This is a genomic window from Pseudomonas sp. WS 5078, from assembly GCF_012985745.1.
GTDB lineage: Bacteria > Pseudomonadota > Gammaproteobacteria > Pseudomonadales > Pseudomonadaceae > Aquipseudomonas > Aquipseudomonas lundensis_A.
In genome coordinates, this window is the sequence record NZ_JAAQWX010000010.1 from 93428 (window position 1) to 119678 (window position 26251).

The window sequence follows — 26251 nt, forward strand, 5'->3', positions numbered from 1 at the left end:
GATTGTCTGAAAGCAGTCTTACTCCCGCTTCGCCGACACCTTATTCTTGCCCCCGGTTTCAGGCGCACTGCCGAAGCCCCACGGGCATTGAGTCGTGAAGATTCTGCCGACCGAATTCAGTCCCAGGCCTTACAGGTTTTGGGCACCCCAGGTTCACCCTGACGTTGATTTGTAGCTCCTTGATCGAACGTCTTCCTTGGCCGCTGTCTTTACAGCGGCCTTTTTTATGCGCGTTAAAAACAGTGCCACTGCGCTTGGGCAAGGTATTTACAACACCATCGTCAACAACGGTGCTGCGAAGAGATTGAGGATACCGGTGAGCACCATTACCAGTCCGGCGACAGAGCCTTCTTCGCTGCCCACCTCGCGAGCACGACTGACGCCCGCACCGTGGGCGCCAATGCCAAATAACGCACCCCGCGCCAAACTGCTGCGCAGCGGCAACCACTTAAGCAGAATTCCGCCCAGCAACGCACCAAACACGCCCGTGAACATCACGAAGACAGCGGTCAATTCAGGCACGCCACCCAAGTCTTGAGCCAGCGGCATGGCAAACGGGGTGGTAATCGAGCGCGGCACCAACGACAGGGTCAGCGACGTGTCCAGCGCCAGCGCTTTGGCCAGCCAGAACGAGCTGCCAATAGACACCGCGCTGCCCGCCAGCATCCCCAGCAACAGCGCCACCCAGTGCTTGGCCAGCAACAAGCGCTGCTGCCAGATAGGAACGGCAAAGGCTACCGTGACCGGCCCCAGAACGAGCATCAGCCAATGGGTATTGCTGGAATATTCGGCGTAAGCCGTGTGCAGCGGCACCGCCACAGCGAGCAGCAAGGCAGGTACGAGGATCAGCGGCGACAATATGTAACGACCGGTGCGGCCATACAGCCAACGACTCAAGCCGTAGGTCGCCAGGGTTAGGAGCAGCCAGAACATCGGCATCCATTCAAATTTCATGGCGCAGCCTCCAGCGACACACAGCCTCGACCGTAAACGCGGTGGCAATCATCACCAGCAACGTGCTGACACCGATCACCAGCAAAATACGCCAGCCTTCATCACGCACCAGTACCCCGTAATCGAGCAGGCTCATCAAGGCGGGAATAAAAAACAGCAGCATCTCGGCCATCAATACGCCTGCGCCCAGTTGCAGCGCGGCTGGCTTGACCCAGCCCAGCGCAAAGGCCAACAGCAACAACGCCATGCCCACAACACCACCGGGGATGGGGAGGTGCAACCACGCCGAAATCTGACAACCGAGAAAGTAGATAGCCAGCAATACGGCGATTTCGCTCACTAACCGACCCAAACGTTTTACATCGAAGCGTTTCATTTCGTTTCCATCCTGAACAGGCTTTCAGTGTAAGGACCCCTCTTCCATCTCGAAAACGAATTGTTAGACTGGCAGCCATTCCAAAAGGGAATTTCACGCATGGAACTCAAACAACTGCGCACTTTTATTGAAGTCGCCCGTGCGGGCGGGTTTACGCAGGCCGCTCACACGCTGCATATCAGTCAATCGGCCGTAAGCAAGCAAGTGGCGCAACTGGAGCACAACCTTGGCACGCCGCTGTTCGACCGCCTCGGTTCGCACGTTCGACTTACTGCAGCGGGCAATGTGGTGTTGCAACGGGCTAATGACATGCTGCGCCTGCAACAAGAGTTATTGAGCGAGCTGGACGACTTGAGCCACTTAGCCCGCGGCGAATTACGCCTGGGTCTGCCGTTATTGGGCAGCGATGCGTTGTTTGCCAACTTGTTTGCCGAATACCGACGCCGCTATCCCAACGTTCAGGTGCAATTGCTGGAGGGCGGCAGCCTGGTGGTTGAGCAGGCAGTGTTGAGCGGAGAGCTGGAGCTGGGCGGCAGTTTGACGCCGAAGAACCCGAGCTTCGCCTACCAACCCTTTTGCGACGAGCCGCTGGACGCGTTATTGCCTGCCGATCACCCGTTGGCCGAAGGCGCAAGCGTGCGCCTGGAGCAATTGGCTGAGACGCCTTTTCTGCTCTATCAGCGCAGTTTTGTGTTGAACGACCGGTTACTGCAGGCCTGCCAGCAATTGGGATTTACCCCCAAAGAAGGCGGACGCAGCGGGCAGTCGGACTTTTTGGTGGCGCTGGTGGCGGCCGGCCAGGGGGTTGTGTTGCTACCCAGCGTGGTAGCACGCGGGCTGGTGCGCCCCGGCGTTGTGAGGCTAAAACTCATCGCGCCGCAGGACTTGCGATGGGACATCGCGTTCATCTGGCGCGACGGTGCGTATTTGTCTCGCGCAGCCCAAGCCTGGCTTGAGCTGCTGCGCGAACGACCGGTTACTGGGTCAGCGCGTTGATAAAAGCCTCAACCCAAGGCTCGCAGTCACTTTCCGGGGTCACGGTTTCGCTGGCGTCCAGACGCAACATTGGCTGAACTTCACGCACGCCCAACTCCATGAACAACTCGTTCATCAACTGACCGCCGCCACAGTAGGTATCGCCATAACTCTCATCACCGAGCGCGATCACGCCGCCCGGCAAACCTCGCCAGGCAGCCGGCAGTTGGTCACGAATGGCGTTGTATAACGGCGCCAGATTGTCCGGCAGCTCTCCCATGCCGGTGGTCGAGGTCACCGCCAACAAGGCGTCGGGCGCAAACGCCTGGACATCGGCCAGGGTTGCGCGGGTATTGAAGTACACCTCGCACCGGGCATCGGTCAGTAATTGTTTGGCATGACGGGCAACTTCTTCTGCGGTGCCATACACCGAGCCACAAAGGATGGCGACTTTCATCAATCTGATCCTGTCACTGACTAAAAGCCCGGGATATTAGCAGGTGATGCCGCGTTTCGGTGATGGCACGTGGACAGCCCGTACCTTTGTCTTAGAATGCATGAGGCCTACTGGCGCATTTGTCCGGGAACAATTCACTCACTTTCAGAAGAGCTGCTTGATGATCAACGCACGTTTGCTGCAACGCATGGTTGATGCGTCCCAAGATGGCATTGTGGTAGCCGAGCTTGAAGGGGACGACACTATCCTGATTTACGCGAACAAAGCCTTTGAAACGCTCACGGGCTACAGCAGTGACGAGGTCTTGTATCAGGATTGCCGATTTTTGCAGGCGGGTGATCGGGACCAGGTCGCCCTGCAAGTGATCCGCGATGCAATGGCCCGTGGCGAGCCGGTCCGTCAGCGGCTGCGCAATTACCGCAAAGATGGCACGCATTTCTGGAACGAGCTGTCGATCACCCCGGTTTTCAACGAAAGCGATCAACTGACGTACTTCATTGGGGTACAGAAGGATGTCTCTCAACAAGTGAAAGCTGAACAGCGTGTGGCGCAACTGGAAGCCGAGTTAACGGCCGTGCGCACGGAACTCGAAGCCCTGAAGGCGACGAGCGGCCTCAACAAAATGTAGAATCGATGGTCTGTTATAAACAGTTACGACTTTTATTCTCACGCTTTAGAGTTTCACCATGCCACACGATGCCCTTCTGACTCAGGACGAGTTGGATTTCATTCAGAACATGCATCAGAACCCGCTGCTCAATCAGCGGGACTCATCGTCGAGCCTGATGGTCAACGGTGTGGCACAAATACGCGATTTGCTCACGCGCCTGGCGGCTCACGAACACGTGACAATCCAGGCTCAAATCGCCAATCAGCACATGAGTTTTCCGCTGCGTCTGGTCGAGGATGAATTCCACGCTCAGCACCTGCAATTGGGTGCGCCCAGCATTTTCGAAGAGGGGCCGATGATTCGCCCCTGGCGTCTGACACTGGCTGAACCTGTTCCCTTAGAAAATGTACGCGGGCGCAGTGGTCAACTGTGGGTCAGTGAAGTGTCGTTCAAGGGAATGCTGATTGAGGTGCGCAATGGCAGTCGTCCACCGCGCCAGTTTTGCCAATGGTTCAGCCCCACCGGGTACGAACGCATTGCCGTGCGGGGCACGCTGGAACGCAAAACCGAGCTGGGCCAATACGCTTACCGTTTAAGCCAGCGTGATGAAGGTGAAACAGAACGCTTGCGTCAGTTCATCCTGCAACAACATCGTCTCGCCCACCCGGCCTTGCATGCTTAAGCTCACGCGCCTTTGAGATATGCATCCAGCCGCTGACTCATCACACCAGGGTCGCAGCCCAGACAACCGATCGACGAGTCCAGCAATTGGTCGTGTGCCAGCTCGGACGCTTCGCCCGCCAACCAGACCGCGCAATTGACGCCCTGCACCAGACGCAACAAACGCTCGACCCGCGAATAGCTCAGCGCCCGTGTGCCCAACAAGACCACGGCGTGGGGATTAACCTTTTCGCAAATCAACGACAACTCATTCAGGGGCTGGCCAATGGCTAATACCCGGATCGCCCGATCACCGCGGGCCAGCAACAGGGCGGTCACCAATAATTGCAGTTCGTGACACAGCTCCGGCACTGCCACCAGCACGACACACTGCGAGAGCGTGGCTGAGCCCTGCATGTTCAGGCGTTGCAAGACACGTCCGCGCAGAAAGCTGTCGAGCATCAGCCATTCACTGGTGCCGCCAAACTCGTCCTGCTGATTCAATAAACGCTGCCATAGCGGCATAAAAACATGGTTGAAAACAGCCTGCGGCGGATAGCTGGAAAAAATCTGGCCGTACAGACGCTCCAGCTCACGCTCATCAAATGCACTGAGCGCGTCACTGATGCGGGTTTGCCACTGTGCGTATTCATGCGCCTGCGGGGTGGCGTCAGGCGCATCAATCTCGGCCCGGCGGGCCAGCAATTCGCCCACTTTGCTGACGGAGACACCCCGTTCAATCCAGCCTTGAACCTGACGCACTGTCTCAATATCGGTCATTGAGTACAGTCGATGCCCACTTTCGGTGCGTTTTGGCTCGATCAAGCCATAACGTCGTTCCCAGGCACGCAGCGTGACCGGGTTGATACCGGTCAGTCGGGCAACCTCGCGGATCGGATATAGACCTTCGATGTTTGCATCAGCCTCAGTCATGACGGCAGGCTCACGCTCAATAATCACGGGCATGGGATGGGCCACGTTCATGGGAAAGAGGCGAGTCTAACGCGCATTCGCTGGCGTGCAAAATCGCTTGTATAGACGAATTCGGGAATGATCCTTGCTTAGTTGACATGCGGCCCACCACCCCGGCGCTGCGTTTTATGCCTGCCCTACCCGGACAGCATCAGTCCCATGGAGATACACAATGTCTACCTCCCCTGTCACCTTGATGGTTGCGCGCCGTGTCGCCAAAGGGCGCTATCAGGAATTGATTGCCTGGTTACACGAAGGCGAACAGTTGGCCACGGACTTCCCCGGCTATTTGGGATCGGGCGTGTTAGCCCCGCCGCCTGGCGACGACGAATTCCAAATCATTTTCCGTTTTGCCGACGAAGCCACACTGCACGCGTGGGAACATTCTGTTTCGCGCAAATCCTGGCTGCTACGCGGCAGCGATCTGTTTGCCCATCCCCACGAGCACCGCGTCAGCGGCATCGATGGCTGGTTTGGCGCCGCCGGGCAACGTCCACCGCGCTGGAAGCAAGCGGTCGCCATCTGGCTCGCATTTTTCCCGGTCTCGCTGTTGTTCAACGCGGTGCTGAGCCCGTTATTGGGTGAGTTGAACCTGGTGCCCCGCGTGTTACTCAGCACATTGGCCCTGACGCCACTGATGGTTTATTGGTTCATTCCGCTGTCGACCCATCTGCTGGCTGGCTGGCTGCACCGCGCACCGGACAAGACTGTGCGCACCGTCGCCCCCGCCAATAGCCGCTGAGCCCGCGCCGCCAGAACAGGAGAGCCCCGGGCATGGCCGTTGCGCAGTGGACGCTGGTATAGTTTTGCCATTACGCCACTGCACACTCCTGTTCTCCTGACCCGAGCCTGCCATGCCTTCTCACTCAGCCCCCCTTTTAATCACGGGCGCCGGCCAGCGCATCGGCCTGCACTGTGCGCAGCAATTGTTGGCAGACGGTTATTCCGTGATCTTCAGCTATCGCACTGAAAAACCCGGCGTGCAGACCTTGCGCGATCTTGGGGCCACGGCGATACAGGCTGATTTTTCAACCGAGCACGGCATTCTCGCGTTCATCGAACAATTGAAAAGCCATACCGACACCCTGCGCGCCATTGTGCACAACGCATCGGCTTGGCTTCCAGAAAGCGATGACACTCAAATCAGCGATTTCACGCAGATGTTCAGCGTCCATATGCTCGCGCCCTACCTGATCAACCTGCACTGCAGTGAGCTGCTGGAACGCTCCACTCCCGCGGACATTGTGCACATCAGTGACGATGTCACGCGCAAGGGCAGCAGCAATCACATTGCTTATTGCGCCACGAAAGCCGGTCTCGACAGCCTGACCCTGTCATTCGCAGCTAAACTGGCGCCACGGATCAAAGTCAACGGCATCGCACCGGCGCTGTTGATGTTCAACCCGGACGATGACGCGACATACCGCACCAAAGCCCTGGCCAAGTCTGCGCTGGGGATCGAGCCTGGCGCAGAGGTTATTTATCAAAGCCTGCGTTATCTGCTGGACAACCCCTATGTCACCGGCACCACCCTGACCGTTAATGGCGGTCGGCATCTCAAATAAGCCGTCCTCGAGGAAGTATTTTAATGAGCACATCATTGCCTGAGCATTACCGCGAGATCCTGGTGGGTCTCGGTGAGGACCCTGACCGCGAAGGCTTGCTCGACACCCCGAAACGCGCCGCCAAGGCGATGCAATACCTGTGTCACGGCTACGGCCAGAGCCTTGAAGAGATCGTCAACGGCGCGCTCTTCGCCTCGGACAGCGATGAAATGGTGATCGTTGCCGACATCGAGCTGTACTCCTTATGCGAACACCACCTGTTGCCCTTTATCGGCAAGGCCCACGTCGCCTATATCCCGACTGGCAAAGTACTCGGTTTGTCGAAAGTCGCGCGCATTGTCGACATGTTCGCCAGGCGCCTGCAGATTCAGGAAAACCTGACACGGGAAATCGCCGATGCCATTCAAGGCATCACCCACGCTGCCGGGGTGGCGGTGGTCATTGAAGCCAAGCACATGTGCATGATGATGCGCGGCGTCGAAAAACAGAATTCAACCATGAACACGTCGGTCATGCTCGGCGCGTTTCGCGAGCCCAGTACCCGTACGGAGTTCTTGCAACTGATTGGACGGAGCAAGCCGTAATGCCACAACTACAGCCAGGAATGGCCCGTATTCGCGTCAAGGACCTGTGCCTGCGCACCTTCATTGGCATCAATGAAGACGAAATCCGCAACAAACAGGATGTGCTGATCAATCTCACCATCCTGTACGCGGCACAAGAAGCCGTGCGCGATAACGACATCGACCACGCGCTCAACTACCGCACCATCACCAAAGCGGTGATTGCCCACGTTGAAGAAAATCGCTTTGCCCTGCTGGAACGGCTGACCCAGGAATTACTGGATCTGGTGATGGCTAACACGGCGGTGTTGTATGCCGAAGTAGAAGTCGACAAACCGCATGCCCTGCGCTTTGCCGAATCGGTCTCAATTACCCTGGCGGCCAGCCGCTAAGCTGCCCCCCTTTTACACCCGGAGCTCCCAATGACTGACCAGGAACGCCTTGAACTCGAAGCAGCCGCCTTTCGCCGCCTCGTTGCCCACCTCGACAGCCGCAAAGATGTACAGAACATTGACCTGATGAACCTTTCGGGCTTTTGTCGCAACTGCCTGTCCAAGTGGTACAAGGCCGCAGCCGATGAGCGCCAGATCGAGCTGAGCCTGGATGACGCCCGCGAAGTGGTCTACGGCATGCCGTATGCCGAATGGAAAGCCCAGTACCAGAAAGAAGCTTCTGCCGAACAGGCGGCGGCGTTTGCCCAAGGAAAACAGCATGACTGATCTGAATACCCTGCGCGCCAGCCTGAACAGCGGCGAACATGTTTTTGCCGATACGTTGGCCTTCATCGCCGAGCATTACGATTACCAGCCACACGCATTCACCAACGGCGACGTGGAAAACGCCGCCGGGCAAAACGAAGGCTCGTGCAAAACATTGGGTCTGGCTTTACTCGAAGGGTTGAGCGATCAGGAAGCGCTGCTGGCATTTGGCGAACATTACCGCTGCGTACTGGCGACACCGGAAGGCAGCGATCACGGCAACATTCGCGCGTTGATCGCTCACGGTCTGGCCGGGGTGACATTCACTGCCCGGCCGCTGACGCACAAGGTTTAAACCGGGCGGCCTGACCCGAAGTACTGCGCCAGGCCGCTGTAACAAGTGGCCAGGTGATAGGGGGTGGTTGAGGGCATGTCTGCGCGGCTGACCCGACCTTGCGGGTCCAGGCACTCGTACCAGCCAGCGTCGTGCAAAAAATGCTGCTGCAACGCCTGCAACTGGCGTTGCAGACGCTCAATGCAACCGTGCCGCAGGGTGAGCGCTCGCACATACTCGGCCTGCGCCCAGATCCGTTGAGTGCCATCGCGCACTTGCCCGTCACTGCCCAGCATGCCGCACACCGCGCCGGTTTGTGCATCCACCCCAACCTGTTCGGCATAACCGAATGCGCGATCCAGCGAATCGTGCAGTGCTGTCGTGCGCAACAAAGGCGAAGACTGCAACAGGAAATACCATTCGAATTGATGCCCGGGCTCAAACCAGTTGTCCGTCGCACCGCAGGGTTTTTCCAGCATCACGCCGTGCCCGGGGGCAATAAAACGCTTTTGCATGCCCTCGGCCAGCGCCAGCAACGCGGTGCGGGTGGGCACATCTTCACGCACCGAGAGCGTTGCCAAAAACCCTTCCGCCAAATGCATCAACGGGTTCTGCAGCGGTCCGCTGCCCAGCGTCGACCAGTCCCGGTTCAAGCTGGCTTCATACAAACCGCTGCCATCGCTGAAACGCTCGGCCACGACCTTTAACGCTGCATTGAGCACCGATTCAACCAACGGCTCACGGACCTTGGCCCAGTAATGGGCACAGGCAAAAATGATGAAAGCGTGGGTATAAAGGTCTTTGCGCTGATCCAGCGGCGCGCCTTGCGGATCAATGCTGTAGAACCAGCCGCCGTGCTCGGCGTCATGAAAATGTTGCTGCAACGAGCGGAACAGCGCCGCTGCACGCTCGGCCGCGTCTGCAAATGCCGAGTCACCGATCAGGCTGGCAAACACGTACAGCTGACGGGCACAGGCCATGGCGCGATAACGCTGGGGCGCCAGGGGTTGATGTGCAGCGCTCAACGCTTCATAGGGCAGCGCCAGCTCGGCATTCCAGCCGGGGCCTTGCCACAACGGCACGATGACCTGACGAAAGTGCTGCTGCACGGCCGCAAACCGGGCAATCAGTTCGGGAGGAAAAACAGGGCTGGTTACATCGGGCATCGGCAAGATTCGTCACGGCTGGGGCGTTTGCGCGACATGATACACCCAAAGCTGGCCGGCACCGATGAGGGCGTTCCTTGCCACCCCGCGCTGCGCATAACGCCTCGCCCGTGCGGTTTTTAGTGCAACCGCGATTTTGCGCAGAAAGCTGCACAACCATTTTCGAATAAAGCCCCAATCCCACACGCCAACCCGCGCAGTAGAAGGCCTCGGGAGTCCCTGGCAAAAACGTGCTGGGCATTGCGCAACAACCTGCGCAATTTACCCGGCATTGAGCACCAGCCTGCACCCGGCCAGCAGGGGAATGTGCCGTTTTACAAGGGCCACAGGAGGGTTGGCATAAGTCTTGAGAGAGGCTGTCTTTTAACCGACGCGGGCGTCACACCTGCGGGAGCCTCAGACATGGCCAACAGCATCCCTCGCCGAAACCCCAACAACATCAACCGAAGCAGACTGGACGCCAAAGTAGCGCTTGGCGTATGCCCGCTTAGCAAGCCCACCTTGCAACTGGTGCCACTGCGTTACGGATTAGTGGACAACCTGGCGCTGGACCCCGCCGACGCCCTGCCCATGCCCTACCGCCTGAGCAGCCGCCCGCTTGGGGTACGGTTGCCCCGTGACGGCTGGTTGTATGTGATCGACAGTGACACAGGTGTGTTGTCTGAATACCGGCTACTTGACGGCCTGCTCACCCAATTGCTGCTACAGGGGACAACCGTCACGGACGATGAGCGCCAGACGTCAATCGGCCCGCCTCATTTGATTGTGTCCAGGCACAGCACTTTGTATGTCACGTATGCAGAGACGCAGTGGACGGCTAAACAATGCCGGCAAGTGCTCAACTCAGCCGAAGAACGCGCTCACTTTATGCAACCGGTGCATCTCGGCATGATGGACTGCCAAACGGGCGGTACACACGTGCTCACACCGCAAATGGCCGAGCAATGGCTGGCCGAAGTGGCCACAGAGTCAGTGGCCTATCATCAGCAGCACCTTGGCCCGAACGCAACGCTGGCTGAACACGCGGCGTACACCGAACGACAGCGCCTGCTTGCCGAAGTCCCTGAACACGAGCGCCAGCCCTACCTGTGGGAGCAGCCCCGACGCTTCACACCGATGTCCATGGGCACCCTGGCCAGCAGCGTGGCGCTGGGCTATCACTTTGACACCCTGTATTTGGTGCTGGATGACACGCTGGGCGTTTTACGTGACTTGGCCAACTATCAGGACGAAGTCGTAGGCTGGGTAACTGAATGGGCCAACGGTGGGGCGCAAAACGGGAACAACGAGCGTGATTACCTGTTGGGGTGTTACATCGAGTCCCTGACGTGGTTAGCCGAGTCGGACTGGCAAACATTCGCGGCCACCCTCGATGACCCGGCCATCCAGGCAATGCTGGAGGATTTCAAAAAACTGCCTGAGCCCGAGCGCGCGGTGACGGGCAAAGCGCTGCACGAGTACCTCAATCGCGGCGGACTGATGACGCCGCCCCCCAACACATCGACTCCAGCAGCCCTTGAAGCCCTGCGGCGCGACGCTGAGATAGATGCCCTTACGCTGCAAACGCCTACGCCGGGGCAACAATTGCTCGCGCTAAGAGCCATTGAACAGACCGATCGCCGTTATTACACACGTGAGCATTTTCGCGTAGCACCCACTGCTTTCGTCGAGAACCATTTCGAGGCGTTGATTACCCTGGGTAAAAAACGCAGTAGCGATACCCAGGATATTCTGTTTGGCGCACGGTTCGGCCAGCGAGGCGTGAACGAGCTCATCGACCGCCCAGCCATGGACCGCGAGCTACAGGCGCATCGTAACGGGCTTGAACGCTGGAACCGCTTGCTGGACAGCATCACCGCTGACCGCGTTGCCCTGATAACCCGCGGCGCCTTTCACAACGCCGCCTGGTACTTCGATGCCCAACAGGCGGCGCAAGTGGGTCACGCGTTCTCGCTTGAATACGCCTGCCTGAAAGATATTTGCCGCAGCGATGAAGCGTGCGGCCAATTGCTGGCCTACATCGAGCGCAACCCGCAATTCTGTCGCCCGTTGTATTACACCTTGCCCTTTAGTGAACAAACGGCGTTGTGGGTTCAGTACGCCTTTTTATTTGCCAGCGGCATGGCCGTGTACAACAACTTGCCTGAGCAACTGGCGCGTCTGGACAGCCTGGAACGCGGTCGCCTGCCAGCGCTGGACGAGTTACCGGAAAGCACGCGCAACGTGGCCCATGCTGCACAACACGCCTGGAGCCCGGCCTTGAAACGCGGGTTGGAAACCCTCGCAGCCAGTTTTGACGGCATTGTCAAAGGCAACGCCATGCCAGACCTGGATCAATTGTTTCGCGACCTGCCACAAGCCTTGACCTTGCGCCTCTTGCAGGCCGCCAAAACTGAAGGAGCGACCTTTCACTTTGCCTCCAGGGCCGAGCGGGACAGCTTGCGTAAAACCCTGAGGGATGTCCTGGCGCTGCGCGACAGCCTATTGAAACTCAAGCATGCGCGCCAGCAGGTCAACCGCGTTGACGGCCATCGCTCACTCAAATCCCAACAGCTACTTCACGAAATCAAAACCGTTCGAAGTCAACTGACCCAAGAAGAGGCCCGACTGGCCGCCAGCATCAGCCCCATCCCGGAACTGCCGGACGAGCATGCACGGCTCTTCGGATCGACACCTGCGCGTGCAGGCATGACCGTTATCTTCCCCCCCGAAGGCCGCCATCAGGTGGCCCGCTTAATGAGCAACTTTAAAGAAGGGGTTCGCCGTGCGCCGGTGATGAACGTACTCGGGGACGGAGCGGCGCTGTTGTTGTTTGTGGCGCAGATGGTGAATTTGAATCAGATGCTTAAAGAGACATTTGGTGTTTCTCGGGAAGATCGTAAGTTTATGCCACTTGCCAGCTCTCTGGCAGCAACCAGTGCAAGTGGCTTTGCTGCTGCTCAAGGGATTTTTGATACGGCACTGAATGCTCAGATTAAAAATTTGAAAACCAGTTTAAGAGTGACCTCTGCAAGTCATTTACAAGTCACTCTGGGGAAGTTGCATGCTGGTTTGGGAACTGGGACGTATATTTTCGGCCTTATCTCAGCGGCAATTAGTTATAAGAGCTACCTCGGCAATTGGGTTGAATCCGTACGAAGCGGTAACCGAAGCGCTCAAAACGGTGCCGTAATACAGTTAATCAGTGCCAGCGGATTAGGCGCCAGCAATGCATATGGTCTCTTGAATAGTCTTGGCTCGTTACTCGACGTATCCAGGACAGCTCAAGGCCCAGCCCGAGCTGCCGCTTGGATAACATCCGGAGCTCGCCTTTCCCTTGTGTTTTACCGCTTCAGTCTTGTAGGAGGGCTGTTCACCCTGCTCGAACTGGCCGGGACCTGGCTGTTCAACCACTACAACACCAGCGCCCACGACCAGTGGCTTCAAAGTACACCGTGGGGGCTGGAAACAGACAAACAAAAGAACCTCAGCCTCGCCGGCTTTCAAAGTCACCTTCAAGCGCTACTGCAAGCCCCCTTCGTTCAAGTCGAGCGCCGTCCGGAACGCTCGTATTTGGCAGGCTGGTTCCCGGCCAATCAAGTCGGGGAGATCACCATCAATCTGCCCGGTTTAAGCCTGCAAGACTTTGAAGCGCCATTGGGCAGGCAGCCCCATCACGGGTTAAAGGTCGGGGCCCGGCGTTTTATCACGGTATTGGACGGGGGCAGACGCCCCAGAAAGTACGCGGAAGAACTCAGTGAACCGGTACAGGCCAGGCTGTTTCGTGTGGAAACGGGCGCACCTGTTACACCGGGGCTCAGGCTAAACCTGAGCTATCCGAATCACCCCGAACACATTAACGACAAGTTGCATGAAGAGCTGTTGCTTGAACTTCAGCTGAAATCTTTGGATGAACAGGGCCAACCGGTCGTGCGTTCGCACTTTATCCACTTGAACCCCTTTGAGGAGGGTCGCTATCCCTCAGCCGATCAATCGTTGCCCTCTCCTGCGTTGACATTGTTGACTGTCGACATTTGGGCATTAAAGGAAATCCCTAATGCCTGAATACCCAAACAAATCGCATTTGACCTCTGCGCCTGAATCGTTACGTCGGGCAGGTGATGTAGAACCTTTCCTGACGGGTCGCAAGACTTACCTGGCACCGTTACCTCTTCCTACGGACGCCCATCCGTACTGCCCGTATATCAGTGACATCAACGATGTGTATTTAGACTTTGGGGGCGGTAAACCCAATGTGCCCTCGTACCAGTTGTGGTTGGGAGCGCCATTTACGTTTGCCTGTTTCGTCGCTTTTGGTTTCCCGATGATCAGCGGATTTCTGGCAGTCCTGAACGACTTTTCTCCCGATCTGGTCAGGGAAGTAATAGAGGACGTTTTCTTCTTTAGCTGGCCCATAGCCATAATGATGTGGCTTTTCATAACCGCCATGTGCCTTTTCGTCTGGCTCAAAGCCCATAAACACTTCACCGAAGTCATCCCCACCCGCTTCAACCGGCAACGGCGCGAAGTCTGTTTTACCCCCGCCGGGGCTACCGAGCCTTTGTTTGTGCCCTGGGAATCCCTCTGCGCGTGGGTGATTCAATCCCACAGCGCTACGCAATACGGCGTCACCCGCCAGTACGGCATGGGCATGGGCTTTGAACATGAGGGTGAATGGGTCACTCTGGAACTCCAGTGCGCCGGGTCGCAACTGGCCATCGCCCATTGGGAAGCGGTACGCGCTTATATGGAATACGAGCTGGATGACTTCAATGCCATTCAGGACCCGTTGGAGCTGCAAGAGCCAAACGATCCGCCCCATGAAGGGCTGCACACGTTCCGCAATGCCCGGGCCGGCCTGCACCGGCGTTTGCGTGAGAAAGAGGTGGGCTGGGTGTATGCATTTTTCTGGTACCTGTACCACGTCATGACCTTCTGGACGTTGCCCAATCGGCTGGTCGAGTGGGAAATCAAACGCATCGAAAAAACCGGCCGCCGCGCCCTGCCTCAGGCCATGATCGACTGGTCGCAACCCGTGCCAATGGAACAACGGGGCAAGCCCAGCAACACGTTGGTGCGGCTCAGCGACAAGGTTCGCACCCTCATAAAGCAATACCCACGGCATGACATCACCGAGATTTTCGCTGAGGTATATCGCATAGAGCGGCAAGCGCCAGACAGGAGGTGAACGACTGGCCTTAACCTTCGCCTACAAAAATGCCCGCATCGTGAGAGGCGGGCATTGATGTAAACCGGGCTACAGGGGACTAAAGCCGCACTGCGCCCTGCTGTTCAGGCGGCAATCAGAAGTCGGCGTTCTGCAAGCCGTCCAGGTAACGCTCGGTGTCCAGTGCGGCCATGCAGCCTGCGCCAGCCGACGTAATGGCCTGACGGTACACGTGGTCTGCTACGTCACCAGCAGCAAACACGCCTTCGATGCTGGTCGCGGTGGCGTTACCTTCGCGGCCGCCCTGCACAACCAGGTAGCCATCTTTGAGTTCCAGCTGACCTTCGAACAACGAGGTGTTCGGGGTATGGCCAATGGCGATGAACACGCCGTCTACCTTGATTTCGTTAAAGCTGCCATCGTTGTTTTTCAGACGCGCGCCCGTCACGCCCATGTTGTCGCCCAGTACTTCGTCCAGGGTCGCGTTGAGCTTGAGCTCAATTTTGCCTTCGGCCACGCGGGCGTTGAGCTTATCGATCAGGATCTTCTCGGCGCGGAAGGTTTCACGACGGTGAATCAGCGTCACCTTGCTGGCGATATTGGCCAGGTACAGCGCTTCTTCAACAGCCGTGTTACCACCGCCTACAACGGCGACCGGCTTGTTGCGATAGAAGAAACCGTCGCACGTCGCGCACGCCGACACGCCTTTGCCCATGAAGGTTTCTTCGGACGGCAGGCCCAGGTAGCGAGCGCTGGCGCCGGTGGCGATGATCAGGGCGTCACAGGTGAACGTACCGCTGTCGCCTTTGAGGGTGAACGGCTTGTTCTTGAGGTCGACTTCGTTGATATGGTCGAACACGATCTCGGTTTCGAAGCGCTCGGCGTGCTCGCGCATACGCTCCATCAGCGCAGGACCGGTCAGGCCATGAACATCACCCGGCCAGTTGTCGACCTCAGTGGTGGTGGTCAATTGACCGCCCGCCTGCATGCCCGTAATCAGCAGTGGTTTGAGGTTGGCACGGGCCGCATAGACAGCAGCGCTGTAACCGGCAGGGCCGGAACCCAGAATAATCACTCGCGAATGACGTACTTCAGACATGACTCACTCCTATGACCGCCCGCATCAAACCGGGTCGGAACGCCGCTAGAACGGCTGGAATAAAAAGGGATCGCGAAGGTATACAGGCTAGACCTGAAACGCGTCGATCCTGAAAAATTGTGGGTGCAGCGTATCGAGGTGGCAGAGATTAAGGAAATACGGTTTAACAATCCAGCTCATAGCAGGTCTCAATGAGATCACTGGCGTCCTTGAGGCGCCTTTGTAACAGTTATTGTCGATCCCGAACCAAGGCTTTCGCGGCGTCTATAAAGCCGCTAAGGTCGCCCGGTTTTCCCACTGCCCGGAGCCCACTATGCCCGCCCCTGTTCTTTCTGGCCCGCACTACTTGCGCGAAGGCCTCAAGCTGGTACTTAGCCCTGGCCTGCGCGTGTTTGTGCTGTTGCCGCTGCTGATCAACCTGGTGCTGTTCGTCGGCCTGATCTACTTTGCCGGCCATCAGTTCAGCCTCTGGGTCGATACATTAATGCCCTCGCTGCCCGCCTGGCTGAGTTTTCTTAATTACGTGCTCTGGCCACTGTTCGTGGTGCTGGTGGCGTTAATGGTTTTTTTTACGTTCACCCTGCTGGCCAACATTATTGCCGCCCCGTTCAATGGCTTTTTGTCTGAGAAAGTTGAGGTCGTGGTGCGTGGCAGCGATGACTTTCCCGCGTTCAGTTGGGGCGAATTGATCGCCATGGTGCCACGCACGCTGGCTCGGGAAATGCGCAAATTGGGGTATTTCCTGCCTCGCGCCATTGCCTTGCTCATCCTGTCGTTTATCCCTGTATTGAACTTGATCGCCGCGCCCCTGTGGTTGGTATTCGGAATCTGGATGATGGCCATCCAATACATCGACTACCCGGCCGACAACCACAAGCTGGGCTGGAACGAGATGCTCGCCTGGCTGCGTGAAAAACGCTGGCAGAGCATGAGTTTTGGCGGGATTGTTTACTTGGTGTTGCTGATCCCGGTGGTCAACCTGCTGATGATGCCCGCCGCAGTGGCTGGCGCCACGCTGTTCTGGGTGCGCGAGCGCGGGGAAGAGGCTCTTGAGCGCCGCTGACAGATTCATCAATCCATCATCACCGTGAAACATTGACGTCATGGCTCCACCCGACACTGGAGTCATGACCACTGCCCTTCGTATCGCCCTTGTCACTGAAACCTTCCCACCCGAAATCAACGGCGTGGCCCATACCCTTGGCCATCTGTATGAAGGGCTGCGCGCGCTCAATCACCACGTGGAGCTGATTCGCCCGCGGCAAAGCGTGGACGGCAATCAGCGCAGTCATGAGCACTTGATGCTGTGCCGCGGCTGGCCTATCCCTCGCTACCCCGGCTTGCAATGGGGCATGACTTCAGCCCGGCGCTTGAACAAACGCTGGCAGCTACAGCGTCCGGACGTGGTGTACATCGCCACCGAAGGGCCGTTGGGGCTGAGTGCTTTGCGGGTGGCCAGACGCATGGGAATTGCCGTGGTCAGCGGTTTTCATACCAATTTCCAGCAGTACGCTCACCCGTACGGCTGGGGCTTCATCACGCGTGCCCTGACCCACTATTTACGCTGGTTTCATAACCGTTGCGCTCTGACGCTGGTGCCCAGTAGCAGCCAGCGTCTTGAGCTGGAACGCAGGCACTTTGAGCGCCTGCACCTGCTCAGTCGGGGGGTCGACAGCCGGCTCTTCAACCCGGCCAGACGCCAACATGCCTTGCGTCAAAGCTGGGGCCTGCGTGAAGGCGACATCGCGCTGCTGCATGTAGGACGGCTGGCCCCGGAAAAGAACCTCGGCGCGCTCAAGCGTTGTTTGCAGGTATTGGAAGCGCGTTACCCCTCGCGACGCTTCAAATTGATCATCGTCGGGGACGGCCCAAAACGGACCTCCCTCGAAGCATCGCTGCCCGAAGCCATTTTTTGCGGCATACAGTGCGGGGAGGCGCTGGCCGATCATTACGCCAGTGGTGATGTGTTTCTGTTTCCGAGCATGACCGAAACCTTTGGCAACGTGGTACTCGAAGCTCTGGCGTCAGGGCTGGGCGTGGTGGCGTATGACGAAGCCGCTGCGGGCTTGCACATCCGCCAGGGGTATAACGGCGTGCTGGCCATGACGGGGGATGAACATGCTTGGACGCAAGCCGCGTGCTGGCTGCTGGAAAACCCGGAAACCCTGCGAACAGTGCGCCTTAATGCGCGCCTGCATGCCAGTCGTCAGGGCTGGTCCACCATCATCAGACAGTTTGAAGGGTTGCTGTACAGCGCGTGTAACCGTCAAACCGGCCCGCAAGCGATGCCGGTTCCCGTAACGGTGAAAAAACGTTAAGCCAGGGCTTTTTCAATCGCCTGAATAACGCTGGGGTCGTCCGGTGGCGTTCGCGGGGAAAAGCGCGCCAATACGCGACCGTCCTTGCCCATCAGGAATTTTTCAAAGTTCCAGGTGATGTCGCCCGGAAATTCGGCCCCTTCGCCTGCCAGCAAGCGATAGAGCTGATGACGTTCAGGGCCATTGACATCAAGTTTGCTGCACATCGGGAAACTCACGCCGTAGTTCTGGCTACAGAACGCCTGAATCTCCTCCCCGGTGCCTGGCTCCTGACCGGCAAACTGGTTGCAGGGCACGCCCAGCACGCTGAATTTTTGGTTCCTGTAGTTCTGATACAGGTTTTCCAACGCCGCGTACTGGGGCGTCAAGCCGCACTTGGAAGCCACGTTCACCACCAGCACGACGTTGCCCTTAAAGCTGGCCAGTGGCAGTTCCTTGCCGTCGAGGGCGTCCAGGGTAAGGCCGTGAAAAGCACTCATGACGGACTCCAAAATCTCGGGATCGGGTTCAGGCAATCGCTCCGGATGCCGATCGCCATATGCTTTACAGATGAAAAAAGGCGCCCGCAGGCGCCCTTCTTTGGCTCGCTCGACAGAGCGTAGCAGCCATTATCAGTGCTGATGACCGCCTTCGCCGTGTACGTGGCCGTGAGCAACTTCTTCTTCGCTCGCATCACGAACAGCAACAACTTTCACTTTGAAGTTCAAACGCTGACCAGCCAACGGGTGGTTGCCGTCAACAGTCACGTCGTCGCCGTCCAGGTCACGGATGGTCACGATTTGCATCTGGCCGTCCGGCGCCGAAGCGTGGAACTGCATGCCCACTTCCAGTTGGTCAACGCCTTCGAACATGCTGCTGCTCAATGTGCTGACCAGCTCGGCGGAGTACTCGCCGTATGCGTCTTCAGGCTCTACGGAAACGTCCAGCTCGTCACCGACTGCTTTGCCTTCCAGGGCCTTTTCCAGGCCTGGAATGATGTTACCTGCGCCTTGCAGGTAAACCAGCGGCGCGCCACCGGCGGAGCTGTCGATGACCTCACCAGCGTCGTTGGTCAGGGTATAGTCGATGGAGACAGCCTTATTGGCGGCGATCGTCATGGGGCGAGACCTTTTGCAAAAAAATTGAGTGCGCCAGTTTAACCAAGCAAACGCTCGAAAGCGAACACAACAAAACACAACCAAGACCAACGGATAACTTTGAAAAGTTCAACAATCATTGGATGGCGACAGGATGAAGAGGCGCATTGGGTGGCCATACTGTCCTGTGGCCACACTCAACACCAGCGTCATCAACCGCCCTGGCAATCACGGGCCTGGGTGCTCGACCCCGAGCAGCGCCGCGCAAAAATAGGTCAGCCCTTTGCGTGTGGCTGGTGTGCTCAAGAGGCGGATAGCGCTAATCTTGGCAATTGATTCTGGCACATGACCCGTTCGACGGGCGTGCCCTTGCACTGCTCACGTCAGGAAGCTCGCATGCAAACTTTCTTTATTGCCCCCACTGATTTTGGTGTGGGCCTGACTTCTATCAGCCTCGGCCTGGTGCGCACCCTGGAGCGTGCCGGTCTGAAAGTCGGCTTTTTCAAGCCAATTGCCCAGCCGCACCCCGGCGATGTCGGCCCGGAGCGCTCGACCGAACTGGTAGCGCGCACCCATGGCCTGAAACCGCCGCAGCCGTTAGGGTTGGCGCACGTTGAGCGGATGCTGGGCGATGGCCAACTGGATGAACTGCTCGAAGAAATCATCACCCTCTATCAACAAGCGGCGGTCGGCAAAGACGTCCTGATCGTCGAAGGCATGGTCCCGACCCGCAGCGCCAGCTATGCCGCTCGGGTCAACTTGCATCTGGCCAAGAGCCTCGATGCAGAGGTGATTCTGGTCTCGGCCCCCGAAAATGAAGTGCTGACCGAACTCTCGGGCCGTGTCGAATTGCAGGCTCAACTGTTTGGCGGCCCCAAAGACCCGAAAGTCCTCGGTGTGATCCTGAACAAGGTACGCACTGACGAAAGCATGGAAGACTTCGCCGCGCGCCTTAAAGAACACTCGCCACTGCTGCGTACAGGCGACTTCAAGCTGTTGGGCTGCATCCCGTACCAGCCCGAGCTTAACGCGCCGCGTACCCGCGACGTGGCCGACTTGCTGGGCGCCCAGGTGCTCAATGCCGGGGACTACGAGACCCGGCGCATGTCAAAAATCATTTTGTGCGCCCGCACCGTGCTCAACACGCTGCAACTGCTCAAGCCCGGTGTGTTGGTGGTAACGCCCGGTGATCGCGACGACATCATTCTGGCTGTCAGCCTGGCAGCGATGAATGGCGTGCCACTGGCCGGATTGCTGCTGACCAGCGACACCCAACCCGACCCGCGCCTGATGGAGCTGTGCCGCGGTGCCCTGCAGGCGGGTCTACCCGTGCTGTCAGTCAGTACCGGTTCGTATGACACAGCCAATCGCCTGAACAACTTGAACAAGGAAATCCCGATTGATGACCGCGAGCGTGCGGAAATCATCACCGATTTCGTGGCCAGCCACCTGGATGCCAAGTGGCTGCACCAGCGTTGCGGCACACCGCGCGAAATGCGCCTGACCCCTGCCGTATTCCGCTATCAATTGATCCAGCGGGCCCAGCAAGTCAACAAACGTATCGTCTTGCCTGAGGGCAGCGAGCCATTAACCGTGCAGGCAGCGGCGATCTGTCAGGCGCGCGGCATTGCGCGCTGTGTTTTGCTGGCCAAGCCTGATGAAGTGCGGGCGGTGGCCAAGGCCCACGGGTTTGAACTGCCGGACGGGCTGGAAATACTCGACCCCGACGTAATTCGTGACCGGTATGTCGAGCCCATGGTCGCGCTGCGCAAAACCAAAAGCCTCAATGCCCCGATGGCTGAACAGCAGCTTGAAGACCCAGTCGTGATCGGCACCATGATGCTGGCGCTGGACGAAGTGGACGGTTTGGTCTCCGGGGTTATTCATTCCACCGCCAACACCATCCGCCCGGCCCTGCAACTGATCAAGACCGCGCCTGGCTGCACGCTGGTGTCGTCGGTGTTCTTCATGCTTTTCCCCGAGCAGGTACTGGTCTATGGCGACTGCGTAATGAACCCGCACCCGTCGGCGGCTGAACTGGCCGAAATCGCCCTGCAAAGCGCCGACTCTGCGGCTGCGTTCGGCATCACACCGCGGGTGGCGATGATCAGTTATTCCAGCGGCGACTCGGCCAGTGGTGAAGAGGTCGAAAAAGTCCGTGAAGCGACCCTGCTGGCGCACGAATCACAACACGCCCTGCTGATTGACGGGCCGTTGCAATACGACGCAGCAGCCAATGTGGAGGTGGCACGACAACTCGCCCCCAACAGCCAGGTGGCCGGACGTGCCACCGTGTTTGTGTTCCCGGACCTCAATACCGGCAACACCACCCACAAAGCCGTGCAACGCAGCGCTGATTGCGTCAGCCTCGGCCCCATGCTGCAAGGCCTGCGCAAACCGGTGAACGACCTTCCCCGCGGCGCCCAGGTCGACGACATTGTGTACACCATCGCCCTCACGGCGATTCAAGCCGCCAACCGACCTATGGATGTGTAAATGCTGGACTTCCTGCCTGCGCCGTTACGCGGCGTGATTGCTTCACTGCTGCTGGCGATCAACACCATCGTGTGCTGCACGCCGCTGTTCGTGGTGGCCATTTTCAAACTGTGCCTGCCCTTTGCAGCCGCCCAGCGCTGCACCGACTGGCTGATGCGCCATATCCACGAAGCGTGGGTCAGCAATAACAAACGCTGGATGGACCTGCTGGGCCATGCCCGCTGGCAGATCAAGGGGCTGGAGGGGCTCGATTATGAGCATTCGTACCTGGTGACCAGCAACCACCAGAGCTGGGTCGACATCATGGTCTTGCAATACGTGCTCAATAAACGCATCCGCCCGCTAAAGTTCTTCCTCAAGCAGGAACTGATCTGGGTGCCAGTGATTGGTCTGGCGTGGTGGGCGTTGGGTTTCCCGTTCATGAAACGCTACTCCAAGGCGTACCTGGCCAAACACCCCGAGAAAAAAGGCGCCGATCTGGCGACGACGCGCAAAACCTGTGCAAAGTTTAAAAACCAGCCGGTCGGGATTTTCAACTTTGTGGAAGGCACACGTTTCACCGAAGCCAAGCATGCCCAACAGCAATCCCCCTTTCGCTACCTGCTCAAGCCCAAGGCAGGCGGCATTGCCTTTGTGCTGGACGCCATGGGCGAGCAACTGAAATCCATCGTCAACGTGACCATTCATTACCCCGGCGGGCGCCCCGGTTACTGGGATCTGCTGTGCGGCAACGTGCGCGAGGTCGTGGTGGTGTTTGAAGAGTTGAGCATTCCGGCTGAGTTTCTGGGTCGTAACTACGATCAGGATGCCGAGTACAAATTGGCATTTCAGGGCTGGATCAACCAATTGTGGGAAGACAAAGACCGCCTGCTGGGCGAGTTGCATCGCGAATACCCCAAAGGCTGATTCGCAAGCAGATATACAAAAGCCCGCCACCGATCTCTCGGTAGCGGGCTTTTTCATTGAGGCTTAAATCGCGCCGCGTTGACGCAACAGGTCCAGTACCAACTTGACGCCTTCATCAACCGTCAACGCCTGCGTGTTAACCACCAGGTCTGCATCGAGCGGGACGTCATACGGGAAGGAGTCCCCCGGAATGTTGTCACCACCGGCGGCATACAAACCTTGCGGGTCACGTTCAGCGCATACCGCAGGTGACGCCTGCACATACACGGTAATCAGACGATCATCCCCGATCAACGCTTTAGCCTGATCACGGCCCTGTGCATCCGGTGCCACGAAGGCGGCCAGCGTCAGCAGACCCGCTTCGTTGAACTGGCGCGCCACATGCGCTGCACGGCGCCAGTTTTCGGTGCGCCCGGCGCGGTCCTGGGGCAGCCCTTTGTTCAGGTCATGGCGCAGGTTCTGGCCATCAAGCACAAATACCGCACGGCCCATGTCGAACAACTTGCGCTCAACGGCGTAGGCCAGGGTACTTTTACCTGCGCCCGACAACCCGCTGAACAACACGGTCGCCGGTTGCTGACCGAAACGTTGCGCACGCTCTTGAGTCGTCACGTGGGCCAGTTTGCCATGATGGCTTGAGCTGCCATGGCTGACCGGCTGGGCAACGATCATGCCTGCACCCACGGTGCCATTGGTCAGGCGATCAATGATGATGAAAGAGCCCGTGGTGCGGTTACTGTCGTAACCATCCAGCGCAATCGGTGCGTCGAGGCTGATCTTGACCTTGCCGATTTCGTTCAGTTGCAAAGCACTGGCCGGGCCTTCTTCCAGCGTGTTGACATCCACTTTGTTGACGATGCTCGCAATGGAACCCGGCACGTAGCTGGTCGCGCGCTTGATGTCGTATTTCTTGCCCGGCAGCATCGGCTCCTCGGCCATCCACACCAGCATGGCTTCAAAGTTGTCAGTCACCGGCGGTACGCTGTCGGCATGCACCAGCAAGTCGCCACGGGAGATGTCGATCTCGTCTTCCATGGTCAGCGTAATCGCCTGACCCGGCCCTGCGTGCTCCAGTTCACCTTCAAACGTGACGATGGATTTGACCCGGCTGCTCTTGCCCGATGGCAATACCATCACTTCATCGCCCTTGCGCACGATGCCGCTGGCCAGCGTACCGGCAAACCCACGGAAGTTCAGGTTTGGGCGGTTCACGTATTGCACCGGAAAGCGCAAGTCCGTCAGATTGCGGTCGGCCGCGACTTCGACAGTTTCAAGGATTTCCATCAACGATTGCCCGGTGTACCACGGCGAACGCTCGCTCTTGTTCACCACGTTGTCGCCTTTGAGGGCCGACATCGGTACGAAGTGCAGGCTGCTCGGCTTCATCTTCAAGCCTTCGGCAAACTTCAGGTAGTCCGCCTTGATCGACTCGAACACGCCTTGGTCAAACCCTTTGAGGTCCATCTTGTTGATGGCGACCACGATGTGTTTGATGCCCAACAACGACGCAATAAAACTGTGGCGGCGGGTCTGGGTCTGCACGCCGTAACGGGCATCCACCAAAATGATCGCCAGATCACAGGTCGACGCACCGGTGGCCATGTTACGGGTGTACTGCTCATGGCCCGGGGTGTCGGCAATGATGAATTTACGCTTGGCGGTGGAGAAGTAGCGATAGGCCACGTCAATGGTAATGCCCTGTTCGCGCTCGGCTTGCAGACCATCTACCAGCAAGGCCAAGTCGATGTCATCGCCCGTGGTGCCGCTTTTTTTCGAATCGCGGGTAATGGCTTCCAGATGATCTTCGTAGATCATCTTGGAGTCGTGCAGCAAGCGCCCGATCAGGGTGCTTTTGCCGTCATCGACGTTGCCGCAGGTCAGGAAGCGCAACATCTCTTTGCGTTCATGCTGGCCCAGGTAGGCGAGGATGTTCTCGCTGATCAAATCAGATACGTGCGACATGACAACCCCTTAGAAATAACCTTGACGTTTTTTATCTTCCATTGAGCCGGCGCCATCGTGATCGATGACTCGGCCCTGGCGCTCGGAAGTACGCGTCAGGAGCATTTCCTGGATGATGTCCGTCAGGCTTTCAGCCTCGGATTCCACCGCGCCGGTCAGCGGGTAGCAGCCCAGCGTACGAAAACGGACTTTTTTCTTGACGATGCGCGCCTTGTCTTCTTCAGACAAATGCTCAAGGATCCGCTCGTCATCAATCATGATCAGGGTGCCGTTCTTCTCGATGACTTCACGCTCGGCGGCGAAATACAGCGGCACAATCGGAATGCCTTCGAGGTAGATGTACTGCCAGATATCGAGTTCGGTCCAGTTCGACAACGGGAAGACGCGGATCGATTCGCCTTTGTTCACGTTGCCGTTGTAGACGTTCCACAACTCGGGGCGCTGGTTCTTCGGGTCCCAGCGGTGTTTGCTGTCACGGAACGAATACACACGCTCTTTGGCGCGGGATTTTTCTTCGTCGCGGCGCGCGCCACCGAAGGCCGCATCAAAGCCGTACTTGTCGAGCGCCTGTTTCAGGCCCTCGGTTTTCATGATGTCAGTGTGCTTGGCACTGCCATGGGTAAACGGGTTGATGCCCTGCGCCACGCCGTCCGGGTTGACATGAGTGATCAAGTCCAGGCCCAGCTCAGCGACCATCTTGTCGCGGAAGCGGTACATCTCTTGGAATTTCCACTGCGTGTCGACATGCATCACCGGAAACGGCAGCTTGCCAGGGAAAAACGCCTTGCGGGCAAGGTGCAGCATCACGGCGGAATCTTTACCGATCGAGTACAGCATTACCGGGTTATCGAACTCGGCAGCCACCTCGCGGATGATGTGGATGCTTTCCGCCTCCAGCTGTTTCAGGTGCGTCAGTTTGTCGACCATGGCTACTCACGAAAGCTATCTTATGAACGGCCTGCGGGCCGTGTTCGAGCGGAGAATGCTAGCACAGCACCTGCTTATATTGAGGGCGCCAACTAGATCGAAAAAGTCTAAGAATAGATCGCCGGGTTTGGGCTCAGCGCCACTGAAAAAGGGCTGCAGGCTGTCAGAAACCTGCAGGGTGTTGCAGCGGCCGCGCCTGTCAGTGAGCGGCTAGATCGGGTTGGGGCAATCGATGAACAGGTGCTCCAGGGCAAAACGTCGGGCGAGGTAATCACCCAGCGCTTGCACGCCATAACGCTCGGTCGCGTGATGCCCGGCGGCAATGAAGCTGATGTCGTTTTCACGGGCGCTGTGAAAGGTTTGCTCGGACGCTTCGCCGCTCAGGTACAGGTCAACGCCTGCCTGGACGGCTTGATCGATATAGCCCTGCCCGCCTCCAGTGCACCAGCCGACACGCCGAATCATTTGGCTGCCTTCTATCACCAGTGGTTCACGCCCCAGTACGTCTTGCACCCGTCTGGCAAAGTCCCGCGCCGTCATGGGCTCTGTCAACGAGCCCACCAGCCCTACCACTTTGGCATTATCGGGATCCAGCGGCCCTTCAACGGTGATGTCCAGTTGCCGCGCCAGTTGAACGTTGTTGCCCACGTCCGGGTGCAGGTCGAGCGGCAAGTGGTAGGCCAGCAAGCTGATGTCGTGCTTGAGCAAGGTTTTCAGACGTCGCTGCTTCATGCCGGTGACGCAAGGGTCTTCACCTTTCCAGAAGTAACCGTGATGCACCAGTATCAGATCGGCCCCGGCCTCCACGGCCGCCTCCAGCAAGGCTTGACTGGCCGTCACGCCACTGACGATGCGCAGCACTTGCGGCCGCCCCTCAACCTGCAAGCCGTTGGGGCAGTAATCGCTGATTGCAGCGCAATTGAGGTATCGATTTGCTTCTTCGACCAGCGTGCTCAAGGCGACTGCCATAAAAGACTCCTAAATATAGCGT

The 26251-nt window shown here is 58.0% G+C and carries 26 protein-coding genes and 1 pseudogene; 16 read left to right on the plus strand and 11 right to left on the minus strand.

The window, feature by feature from the left end:
• Nucleotides 1-267 precede the first annotated feature (267 nt).
• Together HBN68_RS14775 and HBN68_RS14780 are read right to left on the minus strand one after the other, a co-directional pair.
• Entirely contained in the window at nucleotides 268-954 is a 687-nt protein-coding gene (locus HBN68_RS14775; protein WP_094992679.1) for an LrgB family protein, read from the minus strand.
• Nucleotides 944-1330: a CidA/LrgA family protein gene (locus HBN68_RS14780; protein ID WP_169965014.1), complete on the minus strand. Its 387-nt coding sequence runs from the start codon at nucleotides 1328-1330 to the stop codon at nucleotides 944-946. Before HBN68_RS14780 ends, HBN68_RS14775 begins: the two co-directional genes overlap by 11 nt.
• Nucleotides 1331-1429: 99 nt before the next feature.
• On the opposite strand from HBN68_RS14780, the gene HBN68_RS14785 reads away from it, so the two are divergent.
• Nucleotides 1430-2326 carry a LysR family transcriptional regulator gene (locus tag HBN68_RS14785; protein ID WP_094992681.1) on the plus strand — a complete coding sequence of 299 codons (897 nt, stop codon included), beginning with the start codon at nucleotides 1430-1432 and terminating at the stop codon, nucleotides 2324-2326.
• On the opposite strand, the gene HBN68_RS14790 is transcribed toward HBN68_RS14785, so the two are convergent.
• On the minus strand, nucleotides 2307-2762 hold the full coding sequence (locus HBN68_RS14790; RefSeq protein WP_169965012.1) for a flavodoxin: 456 nt from the start codon (nucleotides 2760-2762) through the stop codon (nucleotides 2307-2309). The two genes, HBN68_RS14785 and HBN68_RS14790, sit on opposite strands and share 20 nt — an antisense overlap.
• Nucleotides 2763-2922: 160 nt before the next feature.
• On the opposite strand from HBN68_RS14790, the gene HBN68_RS14795 reads away from it, so the two are divergent.
• The gene (locus HBN68_RS14795; RefSeq protein WP_094992683.1) at nucleotides 2923-3390 is read left to right on the plus strand and encodes a PAS domain-containing protein; all 468 of its coding nucleotides are present in this window, start codon (nucleotides 2923-2925) and stop codon (nucleotides 3388-3390) included.
• 58 nt (nucleotides 3391-3448) lie between these two features.
• Complete coding sequence (locus tag HBN68_RS14800) at nucleotides 3449-4054, plus strand: hypothetical protein (RefSeq protein ID WP_094992684.1); 606 nt, start codon at nucleotides 3449-3451, stop codon at nucleotides 4052-4054.
• Between the two features lie 2 nt (nucleotides 4055-4056).
• On the opposite strand, the gene HBN68_RS14805 is transcribed toward HBN68_RS14800, so the two are convergent.
• Complete coding sequence (locus HBN68_RS14805; RefSeq protein ID WP_249275326.1) at nucleotides 4057-4998, minus strand: MerR family transcriptional regulator; 942 nt, start codon at nucleotides 4996-4998, stop codon at nucleotides 4057-4059.
• A 178-nt stretch (nucleotides 4999-5176) separates the two neighbouring features.
• Between HBN68_RS14805 and HBN68_RS14810 the strand changes: the two genes are divergently transcribed.
• The 6 genes from HBN68_RS14810 to HBN68_RS14835 all read left to right on the plus strand — a co-directional run bounded on the left by HBN68_RS14810 (nucleotide 5177) and on the right by HBN68_RS14835 (nucleotide 8185).
• Nucleotides 5177-5746: an antibiotic biosynthesis monooxygenase gene (locus HBN68_RS14810; protein ID WP_094992686.1), complete on the plus strand. Its 570-nt coding sequence runs from the start codon at nucleotides 5177-5179 to the stop codon at nucleotides 5744-5746.
• Nucleotides 5747-5858: 112 nt separating this feature from the next.
• Nucleotides 5859-6569: a dihydromonapterin reductase gene (gene folM / locus HBN68_RS14815; protein WP_094992687.1), complete on the plus strand. Its 711-nt coding sequence runs from the start codon at nucleotides 5859-5861 to the stop codon at nucleotides 6567-6569.
• Between the two features lie 23 nt (nucleotides 6570-6592).
• On the plus strand, nucleotides 6593-7153 hold the full coding sequence (folE, locus tag HBN68_RS14820; protein ID WP_094992688.1) for a GTP cyclohydrolase I FolE: 561 nt from the start codon (nucleotides 6593-6595) through the stop codon (nucleotides 7151-7153).
• Nucleotides 7153-7524, plus strand: a complete 372-nt coding sequence (gene folX / locus HBN68_RS14825) for a dihydroneopterin triphosphate 2'-epimerase (RefSeq protein WP_047273396.1) — start codon at nucleotides 7153-7155, stop codon at nucleotides 7522-7524. Before folE ends, folX begins: the two co-directional genes overlap by 1 nt.
• A gap of 30 nt (nucleotides 7525-7554) precedes the next feature.
• Nucleotides 7555-7851 (plus strand): DUF1244 domain-containing protein, encoded by a 297-nt coding sequence (locus HBN68_RS14830; RefSeq protein WP_094992689.1) that lies wholly within the window; start codon nucleotides 7555-7557, stop codon nucleotides 7849-7851.
• Complete coding sequence (locus tag HBN68_RS14835; protein WP_169965010.1) at nucleotides 7844-8185, plus strand: HopJ type III effector protein; 342 nt, start codon at nucleotides 7844-7846, stop codon at nucleotides 8183-8185. The genes HBN68_RS14830 and HBN68_RS14835 overlap by 8 nt, the downstream gene beginning before the upstream one ends.
• Here HBN68_RS14835 and HBN68_RS14840 read toward each other — a convergent pair.
• A complete protein-coding gene (locus HBN68_RS14840) occupies nucleotides 8182-9330 on the minus strand; it encodes an AGE family epimerase/isomerase (RefSeq protein WP_169965008.1) in 1149 nt (382 codons plus the stop codon). The genes HBN68_RS14835 and HBN68_RS14840 overlap by 4 nt on opposite strands.
• A gap of 402 nt (nucleotides 9331-9732) precedes the next feature.
• Here HBN68_RS14840 and HBN68_RS14845 point away from each other — a divergent pair, with 402 nt between their 5' ends.
• Together HBN68_RS14845 and HBN68_RS14850 are read left to right on the plus strand one after the other, a co-directional pair.
• On the plus strand, nucleotides 9733-13374 hold the full coding sequence (locus HBN68_RS14845; RefSeq protein WP_262373551.1) for a toxin VasX: 3642 nt from the start codon (nucleotides 9733-9735) through the stop codon (nucleotides 13372-13374).
• Nucleotides 13367-14497: a hypothetical protein gene (locus HBN68_RS14850; RefSeq protein WP_169965006.1), complete on the plus strand. Its 1131-nt coding sequence runs from the start codon at nucleotides 13367-13369 to the stop codon at nucleotides 14495-14497. The genes HBN68_RS14845 and HBN68_RS14850 overlap by 8 nt, the downstream gene beginning before the upstream one ends.
• Before the next feature lie 115 nt (nucleotides 14498-14612).
• Here HBN68_RS14850 and trxB read toward each other — a convergent pair whose 3' ends face one another.
• Nucleotides 14613-15575, minus strand: a complete 963-nt coding sequence (gene trxB / locus HBN68_RS14855; RefSeq protein ID WP_169965004.1) for a thioredoxin-disulfide reductase — start codon at nucleotides 15573-15575, stop codon at nucleotides 14613-14615.
• Between the two features lie 313 nt (nucleotides 15576-15888).
• Between trxB and cysZ the strand changes: the two genes are divergently transcribed.
• Both cysZ and HBN68_RS14865 read left to right on the plus strand, forming a co-directional pair.
• Entirely contained in the window at nucleotides 15889-16638 is a 750-nt protein-coding gene (cysZ, locus tag HBN68_RS14860) for a sulfate transporter CysZ (protein ID WP_169965002.1), read from the plus strand.
• Nucleotides 16639-16678: 40 nt separating this feature from the next.
• Nucleotides 16679-17893: a glycosyltransferase family 1 protein gene (locus tag HBN68_RS14865; RefSeq protein WP_169965000.1), complete on the plus strand. Its 1215-nt coding sequence runs from the start codon at nucleotides 16679-16681 to the stop codon at nucleotides 17891-17893.
• Here HBN68_RS14865 and HBN68_RS14870 read toward each other — a convergent pair.
• Together HBN68_RS14870 and HBN68_RS14875 are read right to left on the minus strand one after the other, a co-directional pair.
• Nucleotides 17890-18372, minus strand: a complete 483-nt coding sequence (locus HBN68_RS14870; protein WP_094992750.1) for a glutathione peroxidase — start codon at nucleotides 18370-18372, stop codon at nucleotides 17890-17892. The genes HBN68_RS14865 and HBN68_RS14870 overlap by 4 nt on opposite strands.
• 132 nt (nucleotides 18373-18504) lie before the next feature.
• The gene (locus HBN68_RS14875; protein WP_094992694.1) at nucleotides 18505-18990 is read right to left on the minus strand and encodes a peptidylprolyl isomerase; all 486 of its coding nucleotides are present in this window, start codon (nucleotides 18988-18990) and stop codon (nucleotides 18505-18507) included.
• On the opposite strand from HBN68_RS14875, the pseudogene HBN68_RS14880 reads away from it, so the two are divergent.
• The 3 genes and pseudogenes from HBN68_RS14880 (at nucleotide 18989) to HBN68_RS14890 (ending at nucleotide 22371) form a co-directional block, all read left to right on the plus strand.
• Nucleotides 18989-19305: pseudogene (locus HBN68_RS14880) on the plus strand (DUF3565 domain-containing protein). The gene HBN68_RS14875 and the pseudogene HBN68_RS14880 sit on opposite strands and share 2 nt — an antisense overlap.
• Nucleotides 19306-19365: 60 nt before the next feature.
• On the plus strand, nucleotides 19366-21465 hold the full coding sequence (pta, locus tag HBN68_RS14885) for a phosphate acetyltransferase (protein ID WP_094992695.1): 2100 nt from the start codon (nucleotides 19366-19368) through the stop codon (nucleotides 21463-21465).
• The gene (locus tag HBN68_RS14890) at nucleotides 21466-22371 is read left to right on the plus strand and encodes an acyltransferase (RefSeq protein ID WP_094992696.1); all 906 of its coding nucleotides are present in this window, start codon (nucleotides 21466-21468) and stop codon (nucleotides 22369-22371) included. It begins immediately after the preceding gene.
• A gap of 63 nt (nucleotides 22372-22434) precedes the next feature.
• Here HBN68_RS14890 and cysN read toward each other — a convergent pair whose 3' ends face one another.
• The 3 genes from cysN to HBN68_RS14905 form a co-directional block, all read right to left on the minus strand.
• Complete coding sequence (cysN, locus tag HBN68_RS14895) at nucleotides 22435-24333, minus strand: sulfate adenylyltransferase subunit CysN (RefSeq protein WP_169964998.1); 1899 nt, start codon at nucleotides 24331-24333, stop codon at nucleotides 22435-22437.
• 9 nt (nucleotides 24334-24342) lie between these two features.
• Entirely contained in the window at nucleotides 24343-25260 is a 918-nt protein-coding gene (gene cysD, locus HBN68_RS14900; protein WP_094992698.1) for a sulfate adenylyltransferase subunit CysD, read from the minus strand.
• A 210-nt stretch (nucleotides 25261-25470) separates the two neighbouring features.
• Nucleotides 25471-26229 (minus strand): Nif3-like dinuclear metal center hexameric protein, encoded by a 759-nt coding sequence (locus HBN68_RS14905; protein ID WP_094992699.1) that lies wholly within the window; start codon nucleotides 26227-26229, stop codon nucleotides 25471-25473.
• Nucleotides 26230-26251 lie beyond the last annotated feature (22 nt).